This is a genomic window from Leptospira idonii (assembly GCF_004770995.1).
GTDB classification, from domain to species: Bacteria; Spirochaetota; Leptospiria; order Leptospirales; family Leptospiraceae; genus Leptospira_A; species Leptospira_A idonii.
On sequence record NZ_RQHW01000031.1, the window covers coordinates 165,499 to 185,220 of the forward strand.

The 19,722-nt window shown below is 42.0% G+C and carries 17 protein-coding genes; 11 read left to right on the forward strand and 6 right to left on the reverse strand.

Annotated elements, in window-relative coordinates; translation table 11 throughout:
• Positions 1-39 precede the first annotated feature (39 nt).
• From EHS15_RS09130 to EHS15_RS09150, 5 genes are read left to right on the forward strand one after another with little or no spacing between them, the layout of a single operon-like run.
• Positions 40-2,127, forward strand: coding sequence for a TonB-dependent receptor plug domain-containing protein (locus tag EHS15_RS09130; RefSeq protein ID WP_135760247.1), 2,088 nt, complete (start codon positions 40-42; stop codon positions 2,125-2,127).
• Positions 2,127-3,350 (forward strand): hypothetical protein, encoded by a 1,224-nt coding sequence (locus tag EHS15_RS09135; RefSeq protein WP_246052015.1) that lies wholly within the window; start codon positions 2,127-2,129, stop codon positions 3,348-3,350. Before EHS15_RS09130 ends, EHS15_RS09135 begins: the two co-directional genes overlap by 1 nt.
• 34 nt (positions 3,351-3,384) lie before the next feature.
• Complete coding sequence (gene gpmI / locus EHS15_RS09140) at positions 3,385-5,034, forward strand: 2,3-bisphosphoglycerate-independent phosphoglycerate mutase (protein ID WP_135760248.1); 1,650 nt, start codon at positions 3,385-3,387, stop codon at positions 5,032-5,034.
• 6 nt (positions 5,035-5,040) lie between these two features.
• Positions 5,041-7,140 (forward strand): serine hydrolase domain-containing protein, encoded by a 2,100-nt coding sequence (locus tag EHS15_RS09145; RefSeq protein ID WP_135760249.1) that lies wholly within the window; start codon positions 5,041-5,043, stop codon positions 7,138-7,140.
• A 48-nt stretch (positions 7,141-7,188) separates the two neighbouring features.
• A complete protein-coding gene (locus tag EHS15_RS09150) occupies positions 7,189-7,521 on the forward strand; it encodes an STAS domain-containing protein (RefSeq protein ID WP_135760250.1) in 333 nt (110 codons plus the stop codon).
• Here EHS15_RS09150 and EHS15_RS09155 read toward each other — a convergent pair.
• Entirely contained in the window at positions 7,518-9,911 is a 2,394-nt protein-coding gene (locus tag EHS15_RS09155) for a PP2C family protein-serine/threonine phosphatase (RefSeq protein WP_135760251.1), read from the reverse strand. The genes EHS15_RS09150 and EHS15_RS09155 overlap by 4 nt on opposite strands.
• Positions 9,912-10,005: 94 nt before the next feature.
• Here EHS15_RS09155 and pgsB point away from each other — a divergent pair, with 94 nt between their 5' ends.
• The 5 genes from pgsB to EHS15_RS09180 are packed head-to-tail and all read left to right on the forward strand — an operon-like array spanning position 10,006 to position 13,587.
• Positions 10,006-11,199 carry a poly-gamma-glutamate synthase PgsB gene (gene pgsB, locus EHS15_RS09160; RefSeq protein ID WP_135760252.1) on the forward strand — a complete coding sequence of 398 codons (1,194 nt, stop codon included), beginning with the start codon at positions 10,006-10,008 and terminating at the stop codon, positions 11,197-11,199.
• Positions 11,196-11,654, forward strand: a complete 459-nt coding sequence (gene pgsC, locus EHS15_RS09165) for a poly-gamma-glutamate biosynthesis protein PgsC (RefSeq protein WP_135760253.1) — start codon at positions 11,196-11,198, stop codon at positions 11,652-11,654. The genes pgsB and pgsC overlap by 4 nt, the downstream gene beginning before the upstream one ends.
• Positions 11,651-12,805 carry a poly-gamma-glutamate system protein gene (gene pgsW, locus EHS15_RS09170; protein ID WP_246052017.1) on the forward strand — a complete coding sequence of 385 codons (1,155 nt, stop codon included), beginning with the start codon at positions 11,651-11,653 and terminating at the stop codon, positions 12,803-12,805. Before pgsC ends, pgsW begins: the two co-directional genes overlap by 4 nt.
• A gap of 30 nt (positions 12,806-12,835) precedes the next feature.
• Positions 12,836-13,039: a hypothetical protein gene (locus tag EHS15_RS09175; RefSeq protein ID WP_135760254.1), complete on the forward strand. Its 204-nt coding sequence runs from the start codon at positions 12,836-12,838 to the stop codon at positions 13,037-13,039.
• Between the two features lie 47 nt (positions 13,040-13,086).
• Entirely contained in the window at positions 13,087-13,587 is a 501-nt protein-coding gene (locus tag EHS15_RS09180) for an LIC_12238 family plasminogen-binding lipoprotein (protein WP_246052018.1), read from the forward strand.
• Here EHS15_RS09180 and EHS15_RS09185 read toward each other — a convergent pair.
• Positions 13,571-15,496 (reverse strand): hypothetical protein, encoded by a 1,926-nt coding sequence (locus tag EHS15_RS09185; RefSeq protein ID WP_342775512.1) that lies wholly within the window; start codon positions 15,494-15,496, stop codon positions 13,571-13,573. The two genes, EHS15_RS09180 and EHS15_RS09185, sit on opposite strands and share 17 nt — an antisense overlap.
• Before the next feature lie 311 nt (positions 15,497-15,807).
• On the opposite strand from EHS15_RS09185, the gene EHS15_RS09190 reads away from it, so the two are divergent.
• A complete protein-coding gene (locus EHS15_RS09190; protein ID WP_135760256.1) occupies positions 15,808-16,485 on the forward strand; it encodes a hypothetical protein in 678 nt (225 codons plus the stop codon).
• Here EHS15_RS09190 and EHS15_RS09195 read toward each other — a convergent pair whose 3' ends face one another.
• The 4 genes from EHS15_RS09195 to EHS15_RS09210 form a co-directional block, all read right to left on the reverse strand.
• A complete protein-coding gene (locus EHS15_RS09195) occupies positions 16,486-17,208 on the reverse strand; it encodes a phosphate signaling complex PhoU family protein (RefSeq protein WP_167884195.1) in 723 nt (240 codons plus the stop codon).
• A 17-nt stretch (positions 17,209-17,225) separates the two neighbouring features.
• Complete coding sequence (locus EHS15_RS09200; RefSeq protein WP_135760257.1) at positions 17,226-17,705, reverse strand: chemotaxis protein CheW; 480 nt, start codon at positions 17,703-17,705, stop codon at positions 17,226-17,228.
• 15 nt (positions 17,706-17,720) lie between these two features.
• Complete coding sequence (locus tag EHS15_RS09205) at positions 17,721-18,392, reverse strand: hypothetical protein (RefSeq protein ID WP_246052020.1); 672 nt, start codon at positions 18,390-18,392, stop codon at positions 17,721-17,723.
• A 230-nt stretch (positions 18,393-18,622) separates the two neighbouring features.
• Positions 18,623-19,693: a mannose-1-phosphate guanylyltransferase gene (locus EHS15_RS09210; protein ID WP_135760259.1), complete on the reverse strand. Its 1,071-nt coding sequence runs from the start codon at positions 19,691-19,693 to the stop codon at positions 18,623-18,625.
• Between the last annotated feature and the right edge of the window lie 29 nt (positions 19,694-19,722).

The window sequence follows — 19,722 nt, forward strand, 5'->3', positions numbered from 1 at the left end:
ATTATCCCTTTTAGTAAAGCCTCAAGGCTTTGCTTTATCATGAAATTTGCGAAAAATCAGTTTGTTCATGCTCTAACAGTCATTCTCGCAGGATACTTAGCCGCAAATAGCTTATTTGCGCAGGAGCCTAGCAAAGATAAACAAATCGAAGTTAGGGGTGAAGTCGAAAACACAACAGAAAACGAAAACTTTAAAAAAAACCCAACCTCCTTTCAGAAAGAGATCAAACTAGAGGCATCTCAAAATAGATACAGTTCCTTACCGGAAATATTGGAAAGGGAAGCAGGAGTCCGCATCCGCCAATACGGAGGATTAGGATCCTATTCCACCCTATCCATTCGAGGCACGAACCCGAACCAAACAAGGGTCTATTGGAACGGAATTCCGTTGAATAATTCGCAAGGAGGGGAAATCAATCTAGCCGATTTGCCTTTCGACAATTTGGATAAAATCGAAATATATAAATCTTCCACGCCTGCAGGGTTTTCCGGATCGAGCATCGGAGGTTCCATCAACCTGGTCTCCAAAGCGAAGATCACAAAGCCTGCGACCAGGGTAACATTACAAGGCGGTTCATTTCGTACGGTAAAATCAACAGTTACACATATGGATTCTTTTTCCAACGGATCTTACTTCATACAGGCGCTAGGTGAAAAGTCGGACCAAAACTTCAGTTACTTCAACAACAAAGGCACATTGCTCTACAATACCTATGATGATAGCATAGACAGAAGAAGAAACGCACAATACGAAAAAGGAGGGTTCACAGGAAATCTCAACCTAGAACTAGGCAAAACCACATTAGCCATATTCAACGATTACTTATATAGAAGACAAGGACTGCCAGGGCCTGGAAACAGACAAACGGAATCCGTAGAAAGAAAATTCACGAAACTATCCACAGCAGTTTCCACAAATACGAAAGAATTTCTTTTCAATAATATCAATCTCGAATCGAAAGCATTTTACAATCACTCCAAAGACGATCTCTACGACCCTAAAAGCGAGTTCACATCCGGCCAACCTGATTCGGAAACAAAGATCAACCAATACGGTGCGCAAATCACCCCCACCGTATATTTGTTAGATTACTATCAAGTTTTAAGATTTTCTGCAAATGCAGAACAAGAGTTTTTTACAAGACTCAGGAAAACACCGGACCACCAAACGGAATCGAAAGAACCTTCCAAAAGAAGAGATTACCAAAGTTTTCAATTCCAGGACGAAATCAGACTGTTTAAAAATAGATTTTTCCTAGTCCCTCAGATTCGTTGGGACTCCTATCAGGATCGTTTCGGTAAAGATTTAACATCGATTCGTAATCAAATCAACGACCCTCTTGTCGATCAGTTCGAGGCCAAAAAAAAATTCACAAACCCTAGTTTGGGAGCCAAGTGGATTCTGGAACAAAAAGAAAACCGAGAATGGGGAATCCAAGGAAACATCAGCAAAGAATTCAGAATTCCCAGCTTCTTAGAGTTATTCGGAGAAAGAGGAACGATCGTAGGAAACGCTTCCTTAAAACCGGAGATGAGCCGCAACGGAGACATAGGACTTTACTTAAAAGCTAGACTTTTTTCGGAATGGAAGATCGATTCGGAAATCGCATACTTTAGAAAAAGAATTTACGATATGATTCTATTCCTCCCGAATTCTCAATTCACATTGCGACCGGAAAACGTAGACTCCGCATACATCAGAGGAGTGGAAACAAGCAATACCATCATTTGGTCGAAAGGTTGGAAATTCAATTTACAATATACATTCCAAGATGCAAAAAATACATCCGAAGCCCCTTCCCTCAACGGCAAATACCTCCCTCTTCGCTCCAGAAGCCAAGGAAGTTTTTTGGTTTCATATTTTAAAAATTGGGGGGAAATAGGATTGGAATATCTTTATATCGGAGCCAATTTCAGAGACAGAACCAACGAATATTTCGGATACCTTCCTGCCAGACAAATATACAATTGTTATGTGACATGGATCCCATACAAAGATCCGGAAACAAATCGGGAATTTCTGATCACTTTCGAAGTCAGAAATATATTGAATAAACAAGTGGAAGATTTCGTAGGATATCCTCTGCCGGGAAGAAGTTTGTATTTAACGGGAAGTTATAGATTCTAATGAAAGCAAATCTTCAAAGACAAAATCCATATTCTAAAACTACAAGTCTTTCCCAAAGAATCATCGGTTTTCTCTGCTTCTGTCTTTGTATCGCAAACTGCAGTCGATTGGAAATCCAAAAGCCCGATTTTCTGCAATTTCTAATGCTTCTTGCCTCTCCCACTTCGATCGGAGTCATCACAACCGATTTCAGCAGCGGCGGAAGATTCAAATCCTTCGAACCGAATTCTCTCACTACTTTTCCAACATCCGTCTCCATCCACTCGGACGCAGTAGGAAGATTCATAAACAACAAAGTTTATGTAGTCAATAGACTCAACAGAGATACCATTCAAGTTTTAAATCCTGCACTCAACTTTATCACCGAACAAGACTTCAGCGTAGGTCAGGGAAAAAATCCGCAAGATGTATCCGTATGGAATAATAAATATTACGTGAGTCTTTACAATTCGGATGCGCTTCCCATCTATAATGCAAACACAGGACTTCTGCAAAATCAAATTTCACTTGCACCTTACAAAGAAACTTATTCTTCCTCTGGAACTCCGGACGCTTATGTGGAAGCAACACAAATGATCCAACATGAATCCAGTCTTTTCCTAACACTGCAAAGGTTGGATCGAAACGACGTAAGCGGATACTTCCCACCTAACTCTGATTCTTATTTATTGGAAATAGATATGAACTTGGATCAGGTCATCAGAGTTTATACTCTTCCTTATAGAAACCCTTCCGCAAAGATCGTGAAAAAAACAATCTTCGGAGAACCATATCTCATCATATCCTGTGTGGGATATGTGGGATTTTTATCCAGAATCGACGCAGGGATCGTAGCCTTTCACCTTCCTTCCCGCACATTCCGCCCCAATTTACTTTATTCGGAAGCTGCCGCAGACGGAGACATCTTAGCGTTTCAAATCAAAGATGAATCGATAGGATACGCTGCCGTTTTAGATGCAGGATTCAAAAAAACAGTCCAAGCATTCAACCCCAGTACAGGACAAAGACTAGGAACTCTCCTAGAAATTCCCGGAAATGTAGGAGTCAGTCTCAACGGACTTCTTCTTACCGATTCAGGCAAACTCATCGTAGGGAATACGGATTTTAAAAATCCGGGCCTGAATATATTCGATACGAACCAAGGCAACTTACTTTTGAACCCCTTGCCTATCTCTGTCGAACTCACACCTTTTGACATCTTCCAGTTGCAAAATCAGGAATGAAGGATAAAATGGAGAAAATAGAGGAATCTAATCTATGTTATCTCTTAATAAAAATCCCCAAGGCCCTCTTGCCAAACAAGTCCTGCTGATCGTTCTCGACGGTGTCGGTTTCACCAAACAAGGAATAAAAGATGGCAACGCAGTAGAAGCTGCAAATATGCCCCTCCTCAAAAATCTTTGGACGACCAGGCCGACCCTCCATCTCAAAGCACACGGAACTGCCGTTGGAATGCCCAGCGACGAGGACATGGGAAACTCGGAAGTAGGTCATAATGTTTTGGGTTCCGGGAGAATTTTCGATCAGGGAGCCAAACTTGTCAGTGCGTCCATCGAAGCGAAGGAAATGTTCCAAGGTCCTATCTGGAAAAAATTAATTGATAACGTAAAATCGAAATCCTCCACCTTACATTTTTTAGGTCTTTTTTCCGATGGAAACGTCCACAGTCATATCGATCATCTCAGGGCCATGATCGACGCTGCAAAATCCGAATCCGTAAAAAAAATCCGCCTTCATATCCTTTTGGATGGAAGAGACGTTCCCGAAAAATCAGCGTTAAACTATCTAACCCCTTTCGAAACCTATATCAAAGAACTCAACGACAGCGGTTTGGATATTTCCATCGCCTCGGGAGGAGGGAGAATGGAAATCACTATGGATCGTTATGAAGCGGATTGGTCCATGGTGGAAAGAGGATGGAAGACTCATGTTTTAGGAGAAGGAAGAAAATTCCAATCCGCTCGTGAAGCTTTGGAAACTCTTTATCAGGAAGATCCTAAAGTCATCGACCAATACTTGCCAGCATTCGTCATTGCTGATGAAAAAGGAAATCCTATAGGAACTATAGAAGACGGAGACTCCGTTATATTTTTCAACTTCAGAGGAGACCGATCGATTGAAATCTCCCGCGCCTTTACGGAAGAATCATTTTCTCCTTTTCCAAGAGGCAGATTTCCTAAAACGGAATATGCAGGGATGATGCAATATGACGGTGATTTGTTTATCCCCAAACAATACTTAGTTTCTCCTCCTGCCATAGACAGAACAATGGGAGAATATCTGGCCAATCAAAAAATAGCTCAGTATGCAATCTCAGAAACTCAGAAATACGGCCACGTCACTTTTTTCTGGAACGGGAACAAATCCGGATACTTCAACGAATCTTTGGAAACTTATGAAGAAATCAAATCCGACGTCATTCCTTTCGATCAAAAGCCGGAAATGAAAGCGAAAGAGATCACGGACACTTTGATCCAAGCCGTTCAAAGTCATAAATACCCTTTCCTCAGAGTGAACTATGCAAACGGAGATATGGTGGGCCATACGGGAAATATGAACGCCACAATAAAAGGTTTGGAATATCTCGACAAATGTTTGGAGCGTTTGAAAAAAGCCTGCGACGATTCGAACACGGTTATGCTCATCACTGCCGATCACGGAAATGCGGACGAAATGTACCAATTGGATAAAAAAGGGAACGCTCAAAATTCCAAAGACGGCATTCCGATTCCTAAAACAAGTCACACTCTCAACCCGGTTCATTTCGTAGTTTATGACCCTCAGTCAAAAATCAAATTCAACGAATCTCTTACCAGTTACGGCCTCGCAAACGTAGCGGCAACCGTTTTAGATTTGTTAGGTTTTGAAGCTCCGGAAGGATACCATCCTAGTTTGATCCAAAGATAACCGGAAATGAAGAAGTTCCCCGTTCTATTTTCCCGTTTGGGTGTTGTTTTGTTCTTTTGTTTTGTAATTTTATCCTGCGGAGAAGACTCTATCGGTTCTCTCTCCGAAGAGATGAAGCAAGAGATTCGAACCAGACTCAAACAGGAAAATTTTCAAGGGGTTGTGCTGATTTCAAAAGGATCGGAAATTTTATTCCGGGAAACGATTTATCATAAACGAGGGAGCCTTCCCAAACAACTCTATAGAAAACACAATTTTCCGTTAGGTGAAGTTTCAAAACCGTTCACTGCTTATGCGATCAAACTGCTCCTAAAAGAAAAAAAGATCAAAGAAACCGATGCGGTAAAAAACCATCTTCCTTGGTTTCCTTATCCTAATATTTCCATAGAAAATCTGCTCAGACATACAAGCGGCCTTCCCAAATATATAGAAATCGATCCCGATTTTGATGTTCGTAAGGAAATTCCCAAACGAGATCAAATCAAAGCCAATTTTTTGAATTCTCCCAGACCGGCTGCCTTTCCTCCGGGAGAATATTGGAAATACACTAGGATCGACTATCTTATATTAGGTTATTTAATCGAAGAGTTATCCGGCAAATCCTATGCAAGTTTCATTAAGGAAAAAATTTTCCTTCCTCTTGAAATGAAACATTCCTCCGTCGATTCCTCGGATTCTCTTTTAGGCAACAGCGGCATTTTATCCAACCCCGAAGATTTGGTTCTCTGGAAGGAAGAACTCAGTCATCCGAAACTACTGAATGCGAAAGAGATACAATCCTTGTTTCAAAAAACGGTTCTTTCCGATCCGATCGCATCCGATTCCATTTATTTCGGAGAAGGAATGTATTTGGGAGAATACTTCCATTGGGCTTACGGAAAAGAAAGAGCGCTTGCGAATCTGTTTTACCAAGATCGAAAAAGTGATGTATTCATCTGTCTGGTAAGTCCTTGGGGAGGAAGTAAAGGAGATCTTTCCTCCTACAAATCCATATTAACAGAAGTTATTTTTGGAGGGAAAAAACTCCGATTCAAAAATCAAACCGCCATTAAAGATAAGAATGAAATCGGAATCGATGCATTAATGAAAGATTTGAAAGTCCCCGGCCTGGGGATCGCAGTTTATAAAAACTTCGGCCTCTCTTGGAAAAAGAACTTCGGAATCAAAAATGCGAAAACGGGTGAAAAAATCACGGACAAAACACTTTTCCGTGCAGGCTCCCTTTCCAAAACGGTGACTGCAGTCACAGCAGTTAAGTTAGCCGAAGAAGGCAAACTCAATCTGTATTCCAATTGGAACAAAAAATTAAAGACATACCATATCGATCTGATGCAGAGAAAAAAAGGGGAATATGTAAATTTAGACAGTCTCCTTTCTCACACGAGCGGACTTACTGAGAAAGGAAATTGGGACGACCCTATCAACGAGAACAAAAAACATCTCATAGAACTGCAAGATACATTTTCTTCCAAAACGGGGAACGGATTAAAACTTTATTATACTCCAGGATCTAAGTCCCGTTATTCGGGAGGAGGATACAGCGTCATCCAGGAAGCGATCACTGATATCACCAAACATTCGTTCTCCAGAGTCATTCGTGACTATGTGGGACAGCCGCTGCATTGGACCAGATCCACATTTCGCCAAAACCTGACAGAAGATGACGATTACAATGAAGGTCACGATCCTGAAAGCCAAATCCTGCCTTTGAAAAATTTCGTGACTCCGGAATTGGGCGCAGGGGGACTTTGGACCACCCCCGAAGAAATCGGAAATTTATTTTTGCAGGTCGCTTTGGCCACAAAAGGAGAGTCCGAATTCGTAAGCGAATCCTCCGCCCATTATCTTCTTTCCCCAAAAATGAGTGCTGCCAACCTCACCGTCCATGCTTTGGTAGGTAGAGGATTTTTCCTGAACCGAACGGGAAGTTCGGAATATTTTTTCCACGGCGGGCACACAAAGGGACATAAGTCGCTCGCCTTTTTCAACGCCAAAAAGGGATATGGGATCGTGATTATGACCAATTCCGAGAACGGCTCTAATTTGATCTGGCGCATCCTGAGAACCGTTTCCCTTCAGGAAAAATGGGATAAATTTGTAAATTAAACTGATTGACCAAACCAAAATAATATATATTCTTCTAAGCGGTTGTGAATGGAATACACAGAGTCAAAGACCGATGATATCATTATCCTGAAACTTTTCGGCAACTTGGACATGTTAAATGCTGGAATTCTCAAGGAAAGGATCAAAGAATCCTCCTCTCAGAATGAGTTTAAATTCATTTTTGATTTAGCAGGCGTTCATTTTATAGATTCTTCGGGATTCGGGCTCATCATGTCTTTGAACGATAAGTTAGCCGAATGCGGAGGAGGACTCAGAATCGTGAACGTCTCTAAGACCATTCGCCAAATCTTTCGTATTTCCAAAATCTCTTCCGTGATCCAAATCTTCGAAAGCACGGAAGAAGCTCTCTCTTCTTTTTAAACTTTCGCAGCCACCATCTTTTTCCAAAAATTGCGTAACTTTTGTACTTTGGAATTATCCGGTACCATCTGTTCCATTGCATCCAAAAGTGTTTCCGCTTTCCCTGGCTGATTCATATGCATCAAAATCTCTGTCAATAGAAGCAGGTTTTTGAAGTTCTTAGGATCTCGAAGCCGCAGCCTTTCCGCAAAATCGCAAGCAAGTTCGAAACTTCTTCTTTGTTTGTAAGCGAATGCGATATAAAAAAGAAAGTCGGTATCTCCCGGATTGGCTTTTAAATACCGCTCTGCATGTTGAATGGCATCCTCATATCTCTTCGACTTGATGTACAACTTGGAAAGTTCTCTCAAACAATAAGGATCTTCGCTCTCCGATTCCAAAGCGAGTTCTAGGGAAATGATCGCATTTTCCCAATCCCCATCCCTGTAGGATTGAATTCCTTCTCCCAATTTTTGATAATAGTTCTTTTGTTTGGTGGCAACGACTGTAGGTTCCGCTTTTTCTTCCAAAAAGGAAATACGCAGCAAACTGAAATCGTCCGTCAGTTCCCCTTGTGTCAGTATGGATTTATAAATTCCTTCCAATTCTCCCATACCTTCCCGAACTCTTTTTAAGAACTCCGTTTCATCGTCATTGATGACCCTAACATTGTTTTCATGACTCATAAGTATGTCGTCTCTTCCGTCGGAACCGATGATCAATACGTCCCCGGGCTTCATAGGGAACACTTGGATAACGACTTCATCCCCGCTCATCTCGGTAAAACCTATCTTACGAAGAGAATGTGCTTTCTCTAAAAAGTTAGCAACTCCGTCCCGATACAAAACGATCCAAGGATGTTCCGCATTGATATAATAAAGAGTTCCTGTTTCTTCATCCACAAGTCCCATCACTGCGGACAGAAGCATATGCCCGTCGAAACTAATGAACACATTATGAATTTCTTGAAAACATTCTTTCAACCATCTTTCCGGGTGACGATCCTGAAGGTATCTTAACTTTTGAGTTCTTGTCAGGATGGACTTAAACACAGTTCCCATCACAAGAGCACCTCCTGCACCTTGGATGGATTTTCCCATCGCATCCGCATTCAAAAACACTGTGTATTTTTTACCTACAAGCTGGATGCTGTCCGTAACGGTAAGATCACCGCCTATCTCCGATTTGCGGTTACGAAACGTAAAATCTTTCATCTGTCTTTCCAAGATGGAAATGGATACAGTTTCCGATTTGGAAAAAGAACCCCGAAGAGGTTTGATGAGAAGAGAAGTCAAAAAATAATCCCCATCCTGCTTTTCTTTCAGAGTTTGGACTTCCGCCAAACTAGCATTCAATTCGGATGTTCTTTGAACCACCATATCTTCCAGATGATTCTGATGAACGGATAACTCTTCCTTCATCTCTACGAAAACTCTTCCCATTTGTCCGATCTCATCTTTACGATTCGTAGGCAAAGAACCTGGTTTCCAATTTTCTATATCGTTCATTGCGGAAGTGAGAAGTTTGATCGCTTCCACCATATCTCTGGAAAAAAGAAAGGAAATAAGGAATATAATTCCGAATAACACAAAAGATGCGATCGTAAAGAAGGACCAAATTTTCAAAGTTTTGGATTCCACTTCGTTCTCATCGATCATCACGTTGAATTCCAAATCTTTGAGAGTGTTCGCCTTTCCCGTATAAGGAATCTTAACGATGTAATAAGGTTTGTCTTTAAAATGAAATCTTTGGTTGTTTTCCAAAAGACCGGGTCTTTCTTTAATCACCGAACGAATCGTATCCGAACCGATCGTCTTTACCTTTCCCCCTTGGAATATGGCCAAATGAATTCGATTGTCTTTGGATATTGTTTTTGTGAACTGATCATCCACTACCTGACCGATGAGTATGGTTCCTTTTCCCACAAAAGGAGCCGCCAATCGGAATCCCAAACCGCTGTGCCCTTCTTCCAGACTGGCCGCCCATTCCCCTTTCATCGCTTTTTGGATGATGGGTTGATTCGCCTTATTGTCTCCGAAATCTTTCGGACGATGTGCCCGGAAATGAACCTTACCGTTCCCATCTCCGATTTCAAAAATAGAAAGACCGTATCTTTCCATAATTTTTTTGAAGTATCCCACCTGGCCGACGAGAACGTTTCGATCCGATAGTCCTCTCTCTAAAATATTTCTCGTCACAGGATTGAATGTGATTTCCTCCAAAAGAAGTCTTAGTTTTTCTTCCTTAAATTCCAATTCCCTCTGGAAGTTGCGGGATAAATCTTCGGCTCTTTGGGTTTGCGGTATATTCTTTACAGACTGTAGTAGGTAGGCAAAACTTGTGGTTAGAGCAATGACCAATAAGATCTGGCTTACACTCAGGATGAGTAAAAATTTATAACGAATGCTCATATAGTTTCATGTCCAAAGAAAAAAGTAACATTTCTTCATTTCAAAATGATGACATTCTCTTAAACGAATCGTGTAATCCAAACCAACACCAGACATGAAATCGAACGCACTTCTCTTCTTTTTGATCCTTTCCGTGCTTTTGTTTTATTATTTTCTGGAACTTCTGCTCCATAGACTGACGTTATCCGGCTTTCGTAATAGAATTCATGTCAATGGAACCAGAGGGAAATCTAGCGTAACAAGACTTATACGAGCAGGACTGAGCGCCTCAGGAGAAAGGGTTTTTGCCAAAACTACAGGAACTTTGGCTAGAATGATCTACCCGGACGGTTCGGAAAAAACCGTCCCCAGATGGGGAAAACCTTCCATATTGGAACAAATCTCCATTCTCAAAACGGCAAGGAAAGAAAAAGCGACTACCATCGTTATGGAATGTATGGCTTTGGAACCGCGCTACCAATGGGCCAGCGAAGGGATGATCTTACGTTCTCACATAGGAGTCCTTACGAACATACGTGAGGATCATCTAGATGTCATGGGTCCGACAGTGGAAGATGTCGCACGCACTCTGGCTTCCTTTATCCCTGTGAAAGGAAAACTGATATTAGGTGAAGAAAAATTCAGTTCGATCATCAAACAGGCTTGTTCCGAAAGAAAGACGGAAATCATCCCTCTTACGAAAGAACTTTCCAGGGAAGTAACGGAAGAAGAATTGTCCAAGTTTTCATATTGGGAACATAAAGAAAACATAGCCTTGGCTCTTCTCGTATGTAAAGAGTTAGGTGTCGAAAGAAAAGAAGCATTACAAGCTATGTGGAATTCCGAACCGGATCCGGGAGCACTTACCGTTTCCCCCATTCATTTTTTCGGGAAAGACATTCTTTATATCAATGCGATGGCGGCCAATGATTCAGAAAGCACTCGCAGTATTTGGCAGGAATCCAAAAAACGTTACTCAGAAAACAGAACCGGATATCTTCTTTTCAACTGCCGGGAAGATCGATTGGATAGAAGCAAACTTATGGCGGAAGAAATCGCATCTTGGCAAGATTACGAATCCATATTTCTCATCGGAACGGGAACAAAATATGCGCTCCATTCCTTGAAAAAGGAATGCCGGATCGGAACCAAAATCTTCAACTGGGAAGATACAAACCTGGATTTAATTTTCGAGTCGCTCATTGCGCAAATCAAACCCAATTCCTTTATTTTAGGAATCGGAAATATTGCGGGACTCGGATTGGAACTGGGCCAATATCTTAAGAACAGATCTCAAATCAAAACATGAACGATATACTTTCCCTATCCATCGGTTTGAGTCTGGTCATCAGCCTCATTTTCTCAGAATTTTTCGGAATCGTAGGAACAGGCCTTGTCGTTCCCGGTTATATCGCTCTCAACTTGAACCATCCTAAAAATCTGGTGATCACATTTTTGATCGCCTGGTTCGCCTATGTGTCCGTTGAAATTTTATCTTTTTTATTCATCATCTTCGGGAAAAGAAAGACCGTACTCATTTTGTTATTCGGTTATTTTTTCGGGTACCTTCTCAACTATCAGATCCTGCCGGATGTGGAAACTCCCTTTTTGTCCGATGTAAGAAGCATAGGTTTCATCATTCCCGGTCTCATCGGGATTTGGTTCGAAAGACAAGGTGTGATAGAAACTACATCCGTTCTAATCATCGCATCCATCATGGTGAAAATGTTACTCATACTTATGTTAGGTTCCGATTTTCTATGATCACAAGAGTCTATTGGAATTTATGGAAACATTCTAGGTTAGCGGTGGCACTCCTTGCGATTTTTGCGATCATAGGAATCATTGCTGTCGAATCCTTTAAGGTAAAAAAAGAACAACCCTACTTTAAGAAAAAAATCAATGCGGCTAAATTGGCGGAAAGAGGCTTTCAAACTCTTCGTCCCGATCTTCTGAAAAAGAAAAAACCGGACTATAAGGATTTGGATCCTGCCAACTCGGGGCTTGTAGGAGAATTTTTAAGTCCTGTAACGAGTAACACAGGCTCTTTATCTTCCAAACAAACTTCGGTGAACCCTAATTTTGCGGCAGTGCTCGTCCATCTGATGAAAAAAGCGAAACTGGAAGAAGGGGACACCGTAGCAGTTGCGATCTCAGGATCTTTTCCTGCATTAAACATTTGTTTGTTTGCAGCACTGGAAACGATGAAACTGAAACCCGTCGTTATTTCCAGCACCTCCGCTTCCCAATTCGGAGCCAATCACTCTCATATGTTGTGGCTGGATATGGAAAGAATTTTAGAAGAAGAATCCATTTTCTCAACCAGGTCCTCTTACGCTTCTTTGGGAGGAACTCAGGACAAAGCGATAGGGATGTCTGCGGAAGGAAAAAATCTTCTATTAGCAAGCATTAAACGAAATAAAGTGAATTATTTGGATCCTTCCAGTTTTGAAGATTCCATTCTGCAAAGAATGGATTTATATCAAAAACTTTCCATGGGGAAACCGATCAAAGCATTCATCAATATAGGAGGTGGAACCACCGTATTAGGGACCAGCCTCGGCAAACAAGTGTTCAAGAGTGGCCTAATCTCCCAGCTTCCTGACGATGTGAATCCTCCCGACTCTGTGATCAAAGAGTTTTTACAAAAGGATATCCCCGTCATCAATATCATCCAAGTGGAATCCCTCGCTAGAAAATTCGGACTGCCGGTTGCTCCGAAAAAAACTCCCAAACCCGGAGAAGGAAAAGTTTTCATCCAGGAAGAATACAATCCCACCATTTGTTTGTTCGTATTATTCATTCTTTCCGTCGGGCTTTACGGAGTGACTAAACTCGGATGGGGACAAAATCCGATCGATTTCCAACTTCCGGAAACCATTCGGGGAAATCAAAATACTAGGGAAAAGGCTTGATGAACCGTCTAAGTACAGGAGACTCTTTTTGTGATTAAGTTCATCCTACTATCCCTGCTTCTATTCCTCATCATGCGAGTGATTTCTAGAATGTTCTCGATTACATCGGGACAAAATTCGGGAAACAAAGAAACTCCCAAATTCTACGTTTATCGAGAAGGGCCAGGTTTCGGCCAAACCCAGATCAAAAAGGAAAAAGACATTTCCGAAAAAGGAAGAATCTTAGAAGACTAAAGAATTCTTTTTCAGTAAATTTCCTTCTTTCCGATGATAGAATCAGTATGTCTCATTTCTATCGAATCCTGCTCCTGCCGATTTTAGCAGCTACCATTCATTGCGGTGTTCCCAAGGGAGAATTTGGCTGGGCCATTACAAAAGCGGGGGAGATAGACATACTGGAAAAACAAATCCAAATCATCACTGACTATAAGATGATGAGAGACGGTTTGATTTTTTCTCCCTCCGATACCATCCATTACGTATATTCTTTCTCCCGCAATCCCGGATCGGAACTTGATTTTTATATTTCTCTCAACCGTTACGAATTGGATTACGTGGAAATCGACATCAAAAAGAAAAATCCGGAAACGGAGTCCGGTGCGATCCGGGATGAATTTTCACAACTGATCACAGGAGAATATCTTTTGAAGATCGTTCATGAAGGAGATACAGTGGATGAAGTGAAATTCCAAGTGCTTCCGGAAGAAGGTTACACGGAAGAAACGATTGAACAAGAATTAGCCGGCGATCAAAAAGACGAACTGATCAAATACTCTCGCTGAAAGGAGGAACTACGACTCCGTTCGTAAGAATTTTCTCCACTCTTCTTTTTTCCTTCAAAGCAAGTTGAATCTCTACTTCTCCTCCCAGTTCGATTACTAAATCGTAATATCCTAAAGCCTTTTGGAAGTCTCTGTATTGTTCGGACAATACACCCAGGCGGAATAATAATTTCAGAACAGGGACTTTATCGAGTTTGGTTTTGAGGACTCGAACCCTTGCTTCCTGATCTTCTATTTTGATATCCATCAATCTGTATTGGGAAAGCGCATCGTCTTCCGTTGTTATGAGAAGGTCTCTTTTAACTTTTTGTTTTTTGGCTTTGAGCTCTTCCAGTTCCTTTTCCGCTGCTATATGTTGTGTCTCCAGTTTTTTCCATTGAGAATAAGCAAGATTGAGTTTGTTTCTTTCCGCCTCCCAATTGCGCATCCATTTGTCTTTTCTGGAAAGATGATAGAATGCGATGGATTCCAAGTCTTCCAAATTGGATGTTTGTTCCAAGCCGGGGTTCCAATCTTTGCTGTTTCGGTCGAGCCAGTAAGTCAGAAACTCACCGCCTTTTTTTAAGTCACCGATCCCTGTGGCAAAAAACACTCCCATCTCGAAAGAAACTCTCGTTTTCTCAGAGTTATCCGGAGAGGTTTGAAAAAACTTTTCGTAATAATTTCCTGCGATTACTTTTCTCTTCAAATCCGCATTGATTGTCGCCAAACGAAGATATGTTGATATTAGGTTCTGCTTTTGTGTTTCGTCCAAAGGATTGACCTTCAAAAGCAGTGTCAGATATTTTTCGTAGAAATCGGCGGCTTTTTCTTTTTTACCGTCTTGTCTGTATTGTTCCGCAACATCGAAAATCACCTGAGGATTTTCAGGCCACACAGAATATGCCTTTTCCAATAGAAGTTCGTATGCGAAAAAGTCGGTGTTTCTTTTGTAGTCGAAAAGTACGTAAATTCCTTTTCCTGCAACCCCTAGTTTGTTTATGATCTTGAGTCTTTCTTTGTTATCGTCTTCGATTTTTTTGACAACGTTCGCCATGGCATAAAGTGTTTGGGAATCGGATTGTTGTTTTTGATTCAAATAAGGAAGATATCTAGTTTGCAGAGAAGTTTCATAATTTTGAATAGCGGTCTTTAGGTTTCTTTCCCTGGATCTTACGATTTCTTCCTGAAGCGCTTCCTCGATTCTGATTTCAGAAGGAGATTTACCGGAACGAGCCGATCTAGCAGACGATAGATGCAATTCATCTTTGGCTTGTTTGTATTCTTTTTCCGCTTTTTCTTTGTTTGCCCAAACTTGTTTGTGTTCTAAAGCGGAACCCACGAACAGGGATTGATAATCTTCTTTTTGCCATTCCCCGTCTCGAAACATAACTTCCGTTTGATCTAAAGGATGATAACGAAATGCGGCCAAATAATGTCTGAGCGAAGGCGCGTATTTTTCAGACTCTGCATACAACTTCGCCAAACGAATATGAAGCTGGTAAAGGACGGGAGAGTCCCGAACGATATAGGTTTCGGAATGTTTATGAGTGCTTTCCCAAAGAAGGAGGCGGATGTCGTTCGAATCGGAACGGGAAGAATAGATGTTCCCTTTTTCCCGATCCTCCCAAATTCTTTTTTCCTCGATGAATTGGCTGTAGTACCTCTTCAGTAATCCTTCCGCTTCCCTGATTTTTGTCTCAACGGATTTAGGGCCTGTTTCCATGGCTTCTTCGGTAGGATTGTCGGTGAGAGATGTAGTACCTTCTACAACCGGAGTCGCAGGGTTTTCCGGTTCATTCGGATCGGTAGTTGCGGTAGGTACCACAACGGGGCGGAGAGCGATCCCGGAATCTTCGTCTATGGGAATCCTTTTTTCCGAATCCAGCTGAGCCAGCTCCTCGGGAGAAATTACCTGGAGAGGATTCATGTACAATCCGGACAGAGGGTTGCGTCGATCTTCCTCTCCCGCCCAAAGGGGGAATAGTAAGATGACGAAAAAATAAACAAATCTGTTCGGAAAAAGGCGCATCTCGAATGATTCTCTATCTACTCTAACCTATCGGCGAAAAAAGAAAATCCTTTCCTCTAAAAGATGTTGTCAATGAAAGAACTTCATCTATGAAGAAGGATAGAATGTGGTAGGTACCACAAAAACAGATTCCCATTTCAGAAGAATCTCCTCCGAAAAAAGAGGATTCGTAAGTAGGTACCACAAATCTGCCGAAAACCCGGGGCAATATGGCAAAAAACATAGTCGAACGTTATCTGGTATTGAAAAACAAATACCGCAATTATGACACGAAATATGCCCTCAAAAGGATGCAGGCATTCCGATTGGCCACTCAGGAACTTTCCCGCAAAGGTTACGAAGTCGCTTTGGAAATCTTAGGTTCCATCAATTTCGGAATCGTGGAACCTACTTCCGACGTGGACTGTATCCTTTTGATAGAATGCAATGTTCATAAAGAGCATGGCTGCTGCCCTCCCCACTGCAATAATGTAACTTTCGTTAAACAAGAAATTTCGAAGTTCGTTCAGAAACGTTTGGCCCCGGAAACTTTCAATATAGAATATTTGGACACGATCAATCTGAAGTATGTAGAGGAAAAAATCAGAGAAGAGAAAGTATTGGGCGATGAGACTTTGTTCTGCCTTCTTTTTTACAGAAATATAGGAAGGCCGGTCAACCGCCCTCTCTTCATTCCTTACTGTGACGAGCTGGAAGAAAATGCCGACTTTGTGCGAGAAATCATTCCCTGGGCTTCGGAAGCGTTGGAAGGATATCTCAACACCAACCAACATAGATTGTCATTCAATAAGTACAACGAGAGAATCAGGGCGAGAGGATTGGATCTTCCGGAAGGACTCCAACAAGAATTACACGCTTATATGGAAGGAGAAGGTCACACAGGTTGATCAACCCGCGTGCCGGATTGAGTTCTGACCCAAACTAGCATTCTCCAAATGGCGGATGTCTTTTCCCGTATTCAAACGCACCAACTCTTCGGCTACGTTGACGGAATAGTCACCTAACCTTTCCAAGGCGAGAATGATGCGGTAGATGTCTGCGAATTCCACTTTTTCCATATCGTTCGCATCTCTGTATTTTTTAAAAGCTTCCGTACAAAGACCATTTAACTCATCTTCAATGGTATTCACACTTCCCATAAACCTTTCTTTTTCTTCTACAAGAGACTCGATCGCCATTCCCGCAAGAGTGATCACTCTGGAAAGAATCAATCCCATCGGTTCCTCTTTTTTGAAAAGACCTTTGCGGATCGTTTTGTAACGAAAAACTTCCGCACAGTTGACCACCTGATCTCCCATCCTTTCCATGTTTCTTGTGATACGAATGGCGGAGAGTGCGAAACGAAGAGGATCTTTTTTAAGAATGATGTCGCTGTCGACATCCCCCATCCCCAAAATATTTCGATTGGTGATCGCTTCTAAGATCGCATTTTGGGAGAGGTTGTCGTTTTCTTTTTCCAGCTCATCGATGAGATCATCCCGGCTGACGATGGTATCGGCAAGTGCGTAATCATCGTTCTCCAGAACATCACCTAACATGATGACTTGTTCAAGAACAAGCTCCGCCATAGAATAAAGATTTTTTCGAAGGTAATAAAATTTGGAGATCATCATAGCAGTCAGAATACTTAGACAACTGCCATGTCGGAAATTTCCTCTACCGTAAGAATTTTTTCAATATCGATCAAAATGATGAACCGATTGTCTTTTTTACCTACCCCAGTGATATAACGGGAAGAGATTCCTTTCACGGAAGGAGGAGGAGGGTCTACTTGGCTTGCTGGAAAATGAACCACATGAGACACCTTGTCCACAATGACCCCTACCGATTTTCCACCGATGCTGATGACAATGGCTCTTTCCGCATTGGCTTCCGCACCCGTTTTGATATTGAGTCGTTTGGCTAGGTCGATCATGCGAACCACTTTACCGCGAATGTCCATGATCCCCGCAAAATAGTTCTTAGACTGGGGAACACGGATCAGGTTGGTGATCTTAACGATCTCTTCCACAATCGTAATCGGGATTGCATATTCCTCATCACCTAAGTTGAATATGATGTACTGCTCGTGGATGAATTGATTACTGCTTGTAGATTCTTTTGCCATGGATTCAAGGCCTGTCTAAAAATAGACATAGCCGTTATAGAAAAAATATGAACCCAGGGATAGAAATGACAACACTTTTGTAAAAAGGACAGATCGTTTTCTCACAAGAAAATCAAGTAATCCTGCGGCCATACCCAATCCGGCAAGAGTCCATCCTAATATGACATAATCATAGTAAGTGATGTAGATGAGATAGGCCAAACCGAATCCCAAGCTGAGATCCTGCAAATCCCCCAAGACCCTTCTTTTGAAGCGTGTCCAGAGGCTTCCTCTGGCCTTTCTAGCCTCTCTGCGCTCCCTCCTCCATCTTTGGAACCTAGTTTCCCGCACAATCCCGAAAACGGAATCATAACGAGTAGAAGATGGGAAACGGGAACCTCTCCCCTCTCTGCCTTCCCGGTCCAAAGGTTCGGGAACAAAGGGAGGAAAAATATCATAACAGCCTCCGATGGAAGCCAAAAGATCTTGGTCGGGAAGAGTGGAAAAATAATCTCGAAATGGCCAGAGTTTGCGGAAGACGGGGTATGCCCTTCCTGAAGAAACATCTTTCTCCTGGAGTACTGTACCATTACGAACAGTGGCCGCATAGATACGGCCCTTTTCTTCTTTGATCTCTACTGCTAGCCTAACGAGCCTTTCGTGAAAGTTGAACTCAGCCTCTAGGACGTCCCCTAGAGCTGTTTCCATAGTATAGGCACGGATGAAACCCGGTGTGCGGGGTTTCTGTTTCCTCCAGACATGCTTCATAGCACATCTATCGGAGGAAAAAGAAAGTCACTGAAGGAAGATTATTTCTTCTTTTTGTGTCTGTTGGCTCTTCTTTTCTTCTTACGTTTATGGGTTGCGATTTTTCTGCGCTTTCTCTTTTTTCCGGAAGGCATTCCTTCCTCCTTATTTAAGCCTGTTATGTCAAAATTCTAATCAAGGTACTTTTGTAAAACTTTATTTTTCCGCATATTTGAAAGCATAGATTTGATCTCTCCTACGCCTTCTCTGGAAGAAACAAACAATACGTCCGGTTCTTCGACCACGATGAGGTCATCCACTCCCAAAAAGGCGATGAGTTCCTTCTGAACGGAGGAAATATTCCCTTTGGCTTTGTGATAAAAAACTTCTTTTCCCTGGTGATGGTTCTTGTGGGAATCTCCCGGCAGGATCCTCTCCAAAGACATCCAGGAACCCACATCGTCCCAATTGAAACTCGCCTCCACCATTCGGATGCGGCTGGATTTTTCCATGATGGCAGTGTCCACCGCTTCGCTGGGAAGAAGTGCGAACGCATTTTTGAGATCTCCGAAATTTTTAAAAGGAAACCCGCTTTTTAACGGTTGTAAGATGGAAGGAGCGTATCTTTCGAATTCTTGCAGAATGGTTTCCACTCGGAATAGGAAAATACCGGGATTCCAATAGAAGTTTTTCTTTTTAATGTATTTGAGAGCGGTTTTGAAATCGGGTTTTTCGAAGAACGCTTTGACTTGGTATCCTACATCCGTCGGTTTTCCCGCACTGATGTATCCGTATCCCACTTCGGGACGATTGGGTTTCACTCCCAGAAGAACAAGTCCGTGCTCTGTTTCGAATAATGCTTGTTCGATGGTTTTTGTAAAATCTTTTACAGGATCGATGAATGCATCCGCAGAAAGAACGATTAGATTCGGATTCCCGAATTTCTTTTGAAAATAAAGTGCGGAAAGTGCGATGATGGGAGCTGTGTTTTTTCCTTCCGGCTCAATGATGAAATTATTGGAAGGAAACTTAGGATCTTTTTTTAGGATTTCGTTTTTGAGAGTTGCGTTCGTTCCGATGTAAATGCGGTCCGCACTTGTAATCGTTAACGCCCGATCGATGGTCTCTCGGAGAAGAGTTTTATTGGAATAAACTTTTTGAAGTTGTTTCGGAGAATTCGTACGGGAACGGGGCCAGAATCTCTCCCCTTTCCCCCCTGCCATAATAAGAACAACCGGTAATTCTTTAGGTAATTTTGCCATAAGTACAAAAGTCGACTAGAAGCCAGATT

What these genes read in the sequence shown, in the direction of transcription:
- EHS15_RS09155 (WP_135760251.1), bottom strand. Translation starts at nt 9,911, where the DNA reads ATGAGCATTCGTTATAAATTTTTACTCATCCTGAGTGTAAGCCAGATC.
- EHS15_RS09200 (WP_135760257.1), bottom strand. Translation starts at nt 17,705, where the DNA reads ATGGCAAAAGAATCTACAAGCAGTAATCAATTCATCCACGAGCAGTAC.
- EHS15_RS09130 (WP_135760247.1), top strand. Translation starts at nt 40, where the DNA reads ATGAAATTTGCGAAAAATCAGTTTGTTCATGCTCTAACAGTCATTCTC.
- EHS15_RS09145 (WP_135760249.1), top strand. Translation starts at nt 5,041, where the DNA reads ATGAAGAAGTTCCCCGTTCTATTTTCCCGTTTGGGTGTTGTTTTGTTC.
- EHS15_RS09210 (WP_135760259.1), bottom strand. Translation starts at nt 19,693, where the DNA reads ATGGCAAAATTACCTAAAGAATTACCGGTTGTTCTTATTATGGCAGGG.
- pgsB (WP_135760252.1), top strand. Translation starts at nt 10,006, where the DNA reads ATGAAATCGAACGCACTTCTCTTCTTTTTGATCCTTTCCGTGCTTTTG.
- EHS15_RS09195 (WP_167884195.1), bottom strand. Translation starts at nt 17,208, where the DNA reads ATGATCTCCAAATTTTATTACCTTCGAAAAAATCTTTATTCTATGGCG.
- EHS15_RS09180 (WP_246052018.1), top strand. Translation starts at nt 13,087, where the DNA reads ATGTCTCATTTCTATCGAATCCTGCTCCTGCCGATTTTAGCAGCTACC.
- pgsW (WP_246052017.1), top strand. Translation starts at nt 11,651, where the DNA reads ATGATCACAAGAGTCTATTGGAATTTATGGAAACATTCTAGGTTAGCG.
- EHS15_RS09190 (WP_135760256.1), top strand. Translation starts at nt 15,808, where the DNA reads ATGGCAAAAAACATAGTCGAACGTTATCTGGTATTGAAAAACAAATAC.
- EHS15_RS09150 (WP_135760250.1), top strand. Translation starts at nt 7,189, where the DNA reads ATGGAATACACAGAGTCAAAGACCGATGATATCATTATCCTGAAACTT.
- EHS15_RS09135 (WP_246052015.1), top strand. Translation starts at nt 2,127, where the DNA reads ATGAAAGCAAATCTTCAAAGACAAAATCCATATTCTAAAACTACAAGT.
- EHS15_RS09185 (WP_342775512.1), bottom strand. Translation starts at nt 15,496, where the DNA reads ATGAATCCTCTCCAGGTAATTTCTCCCGAGGAGCTGGCTCAGCTGGAT.
- EHS15_RS09205 (WP_246052020.1), bottom strand. Translation starts at nt 18,392, where the DNA reads ATGGAAACAGCTCTAGGGGACGTCCTAGAGGCTGAGTTCAACTTTCAC.
- pgsC (WP_135760253.1), top strand. Translation starts at nt 11,196, where the DNA reads ATGAACGATATACTTTCCCTATCCATCGGTTTGAGTCTGGTCATCAGC.
- gpmI (WP_135760248.1), top strand. Translation starts at nt 3,385, where the DNA reads ATGTTATCTCTTAATAAAAATCCCCAAGGCCCTCTTGCCAAACAAGTC.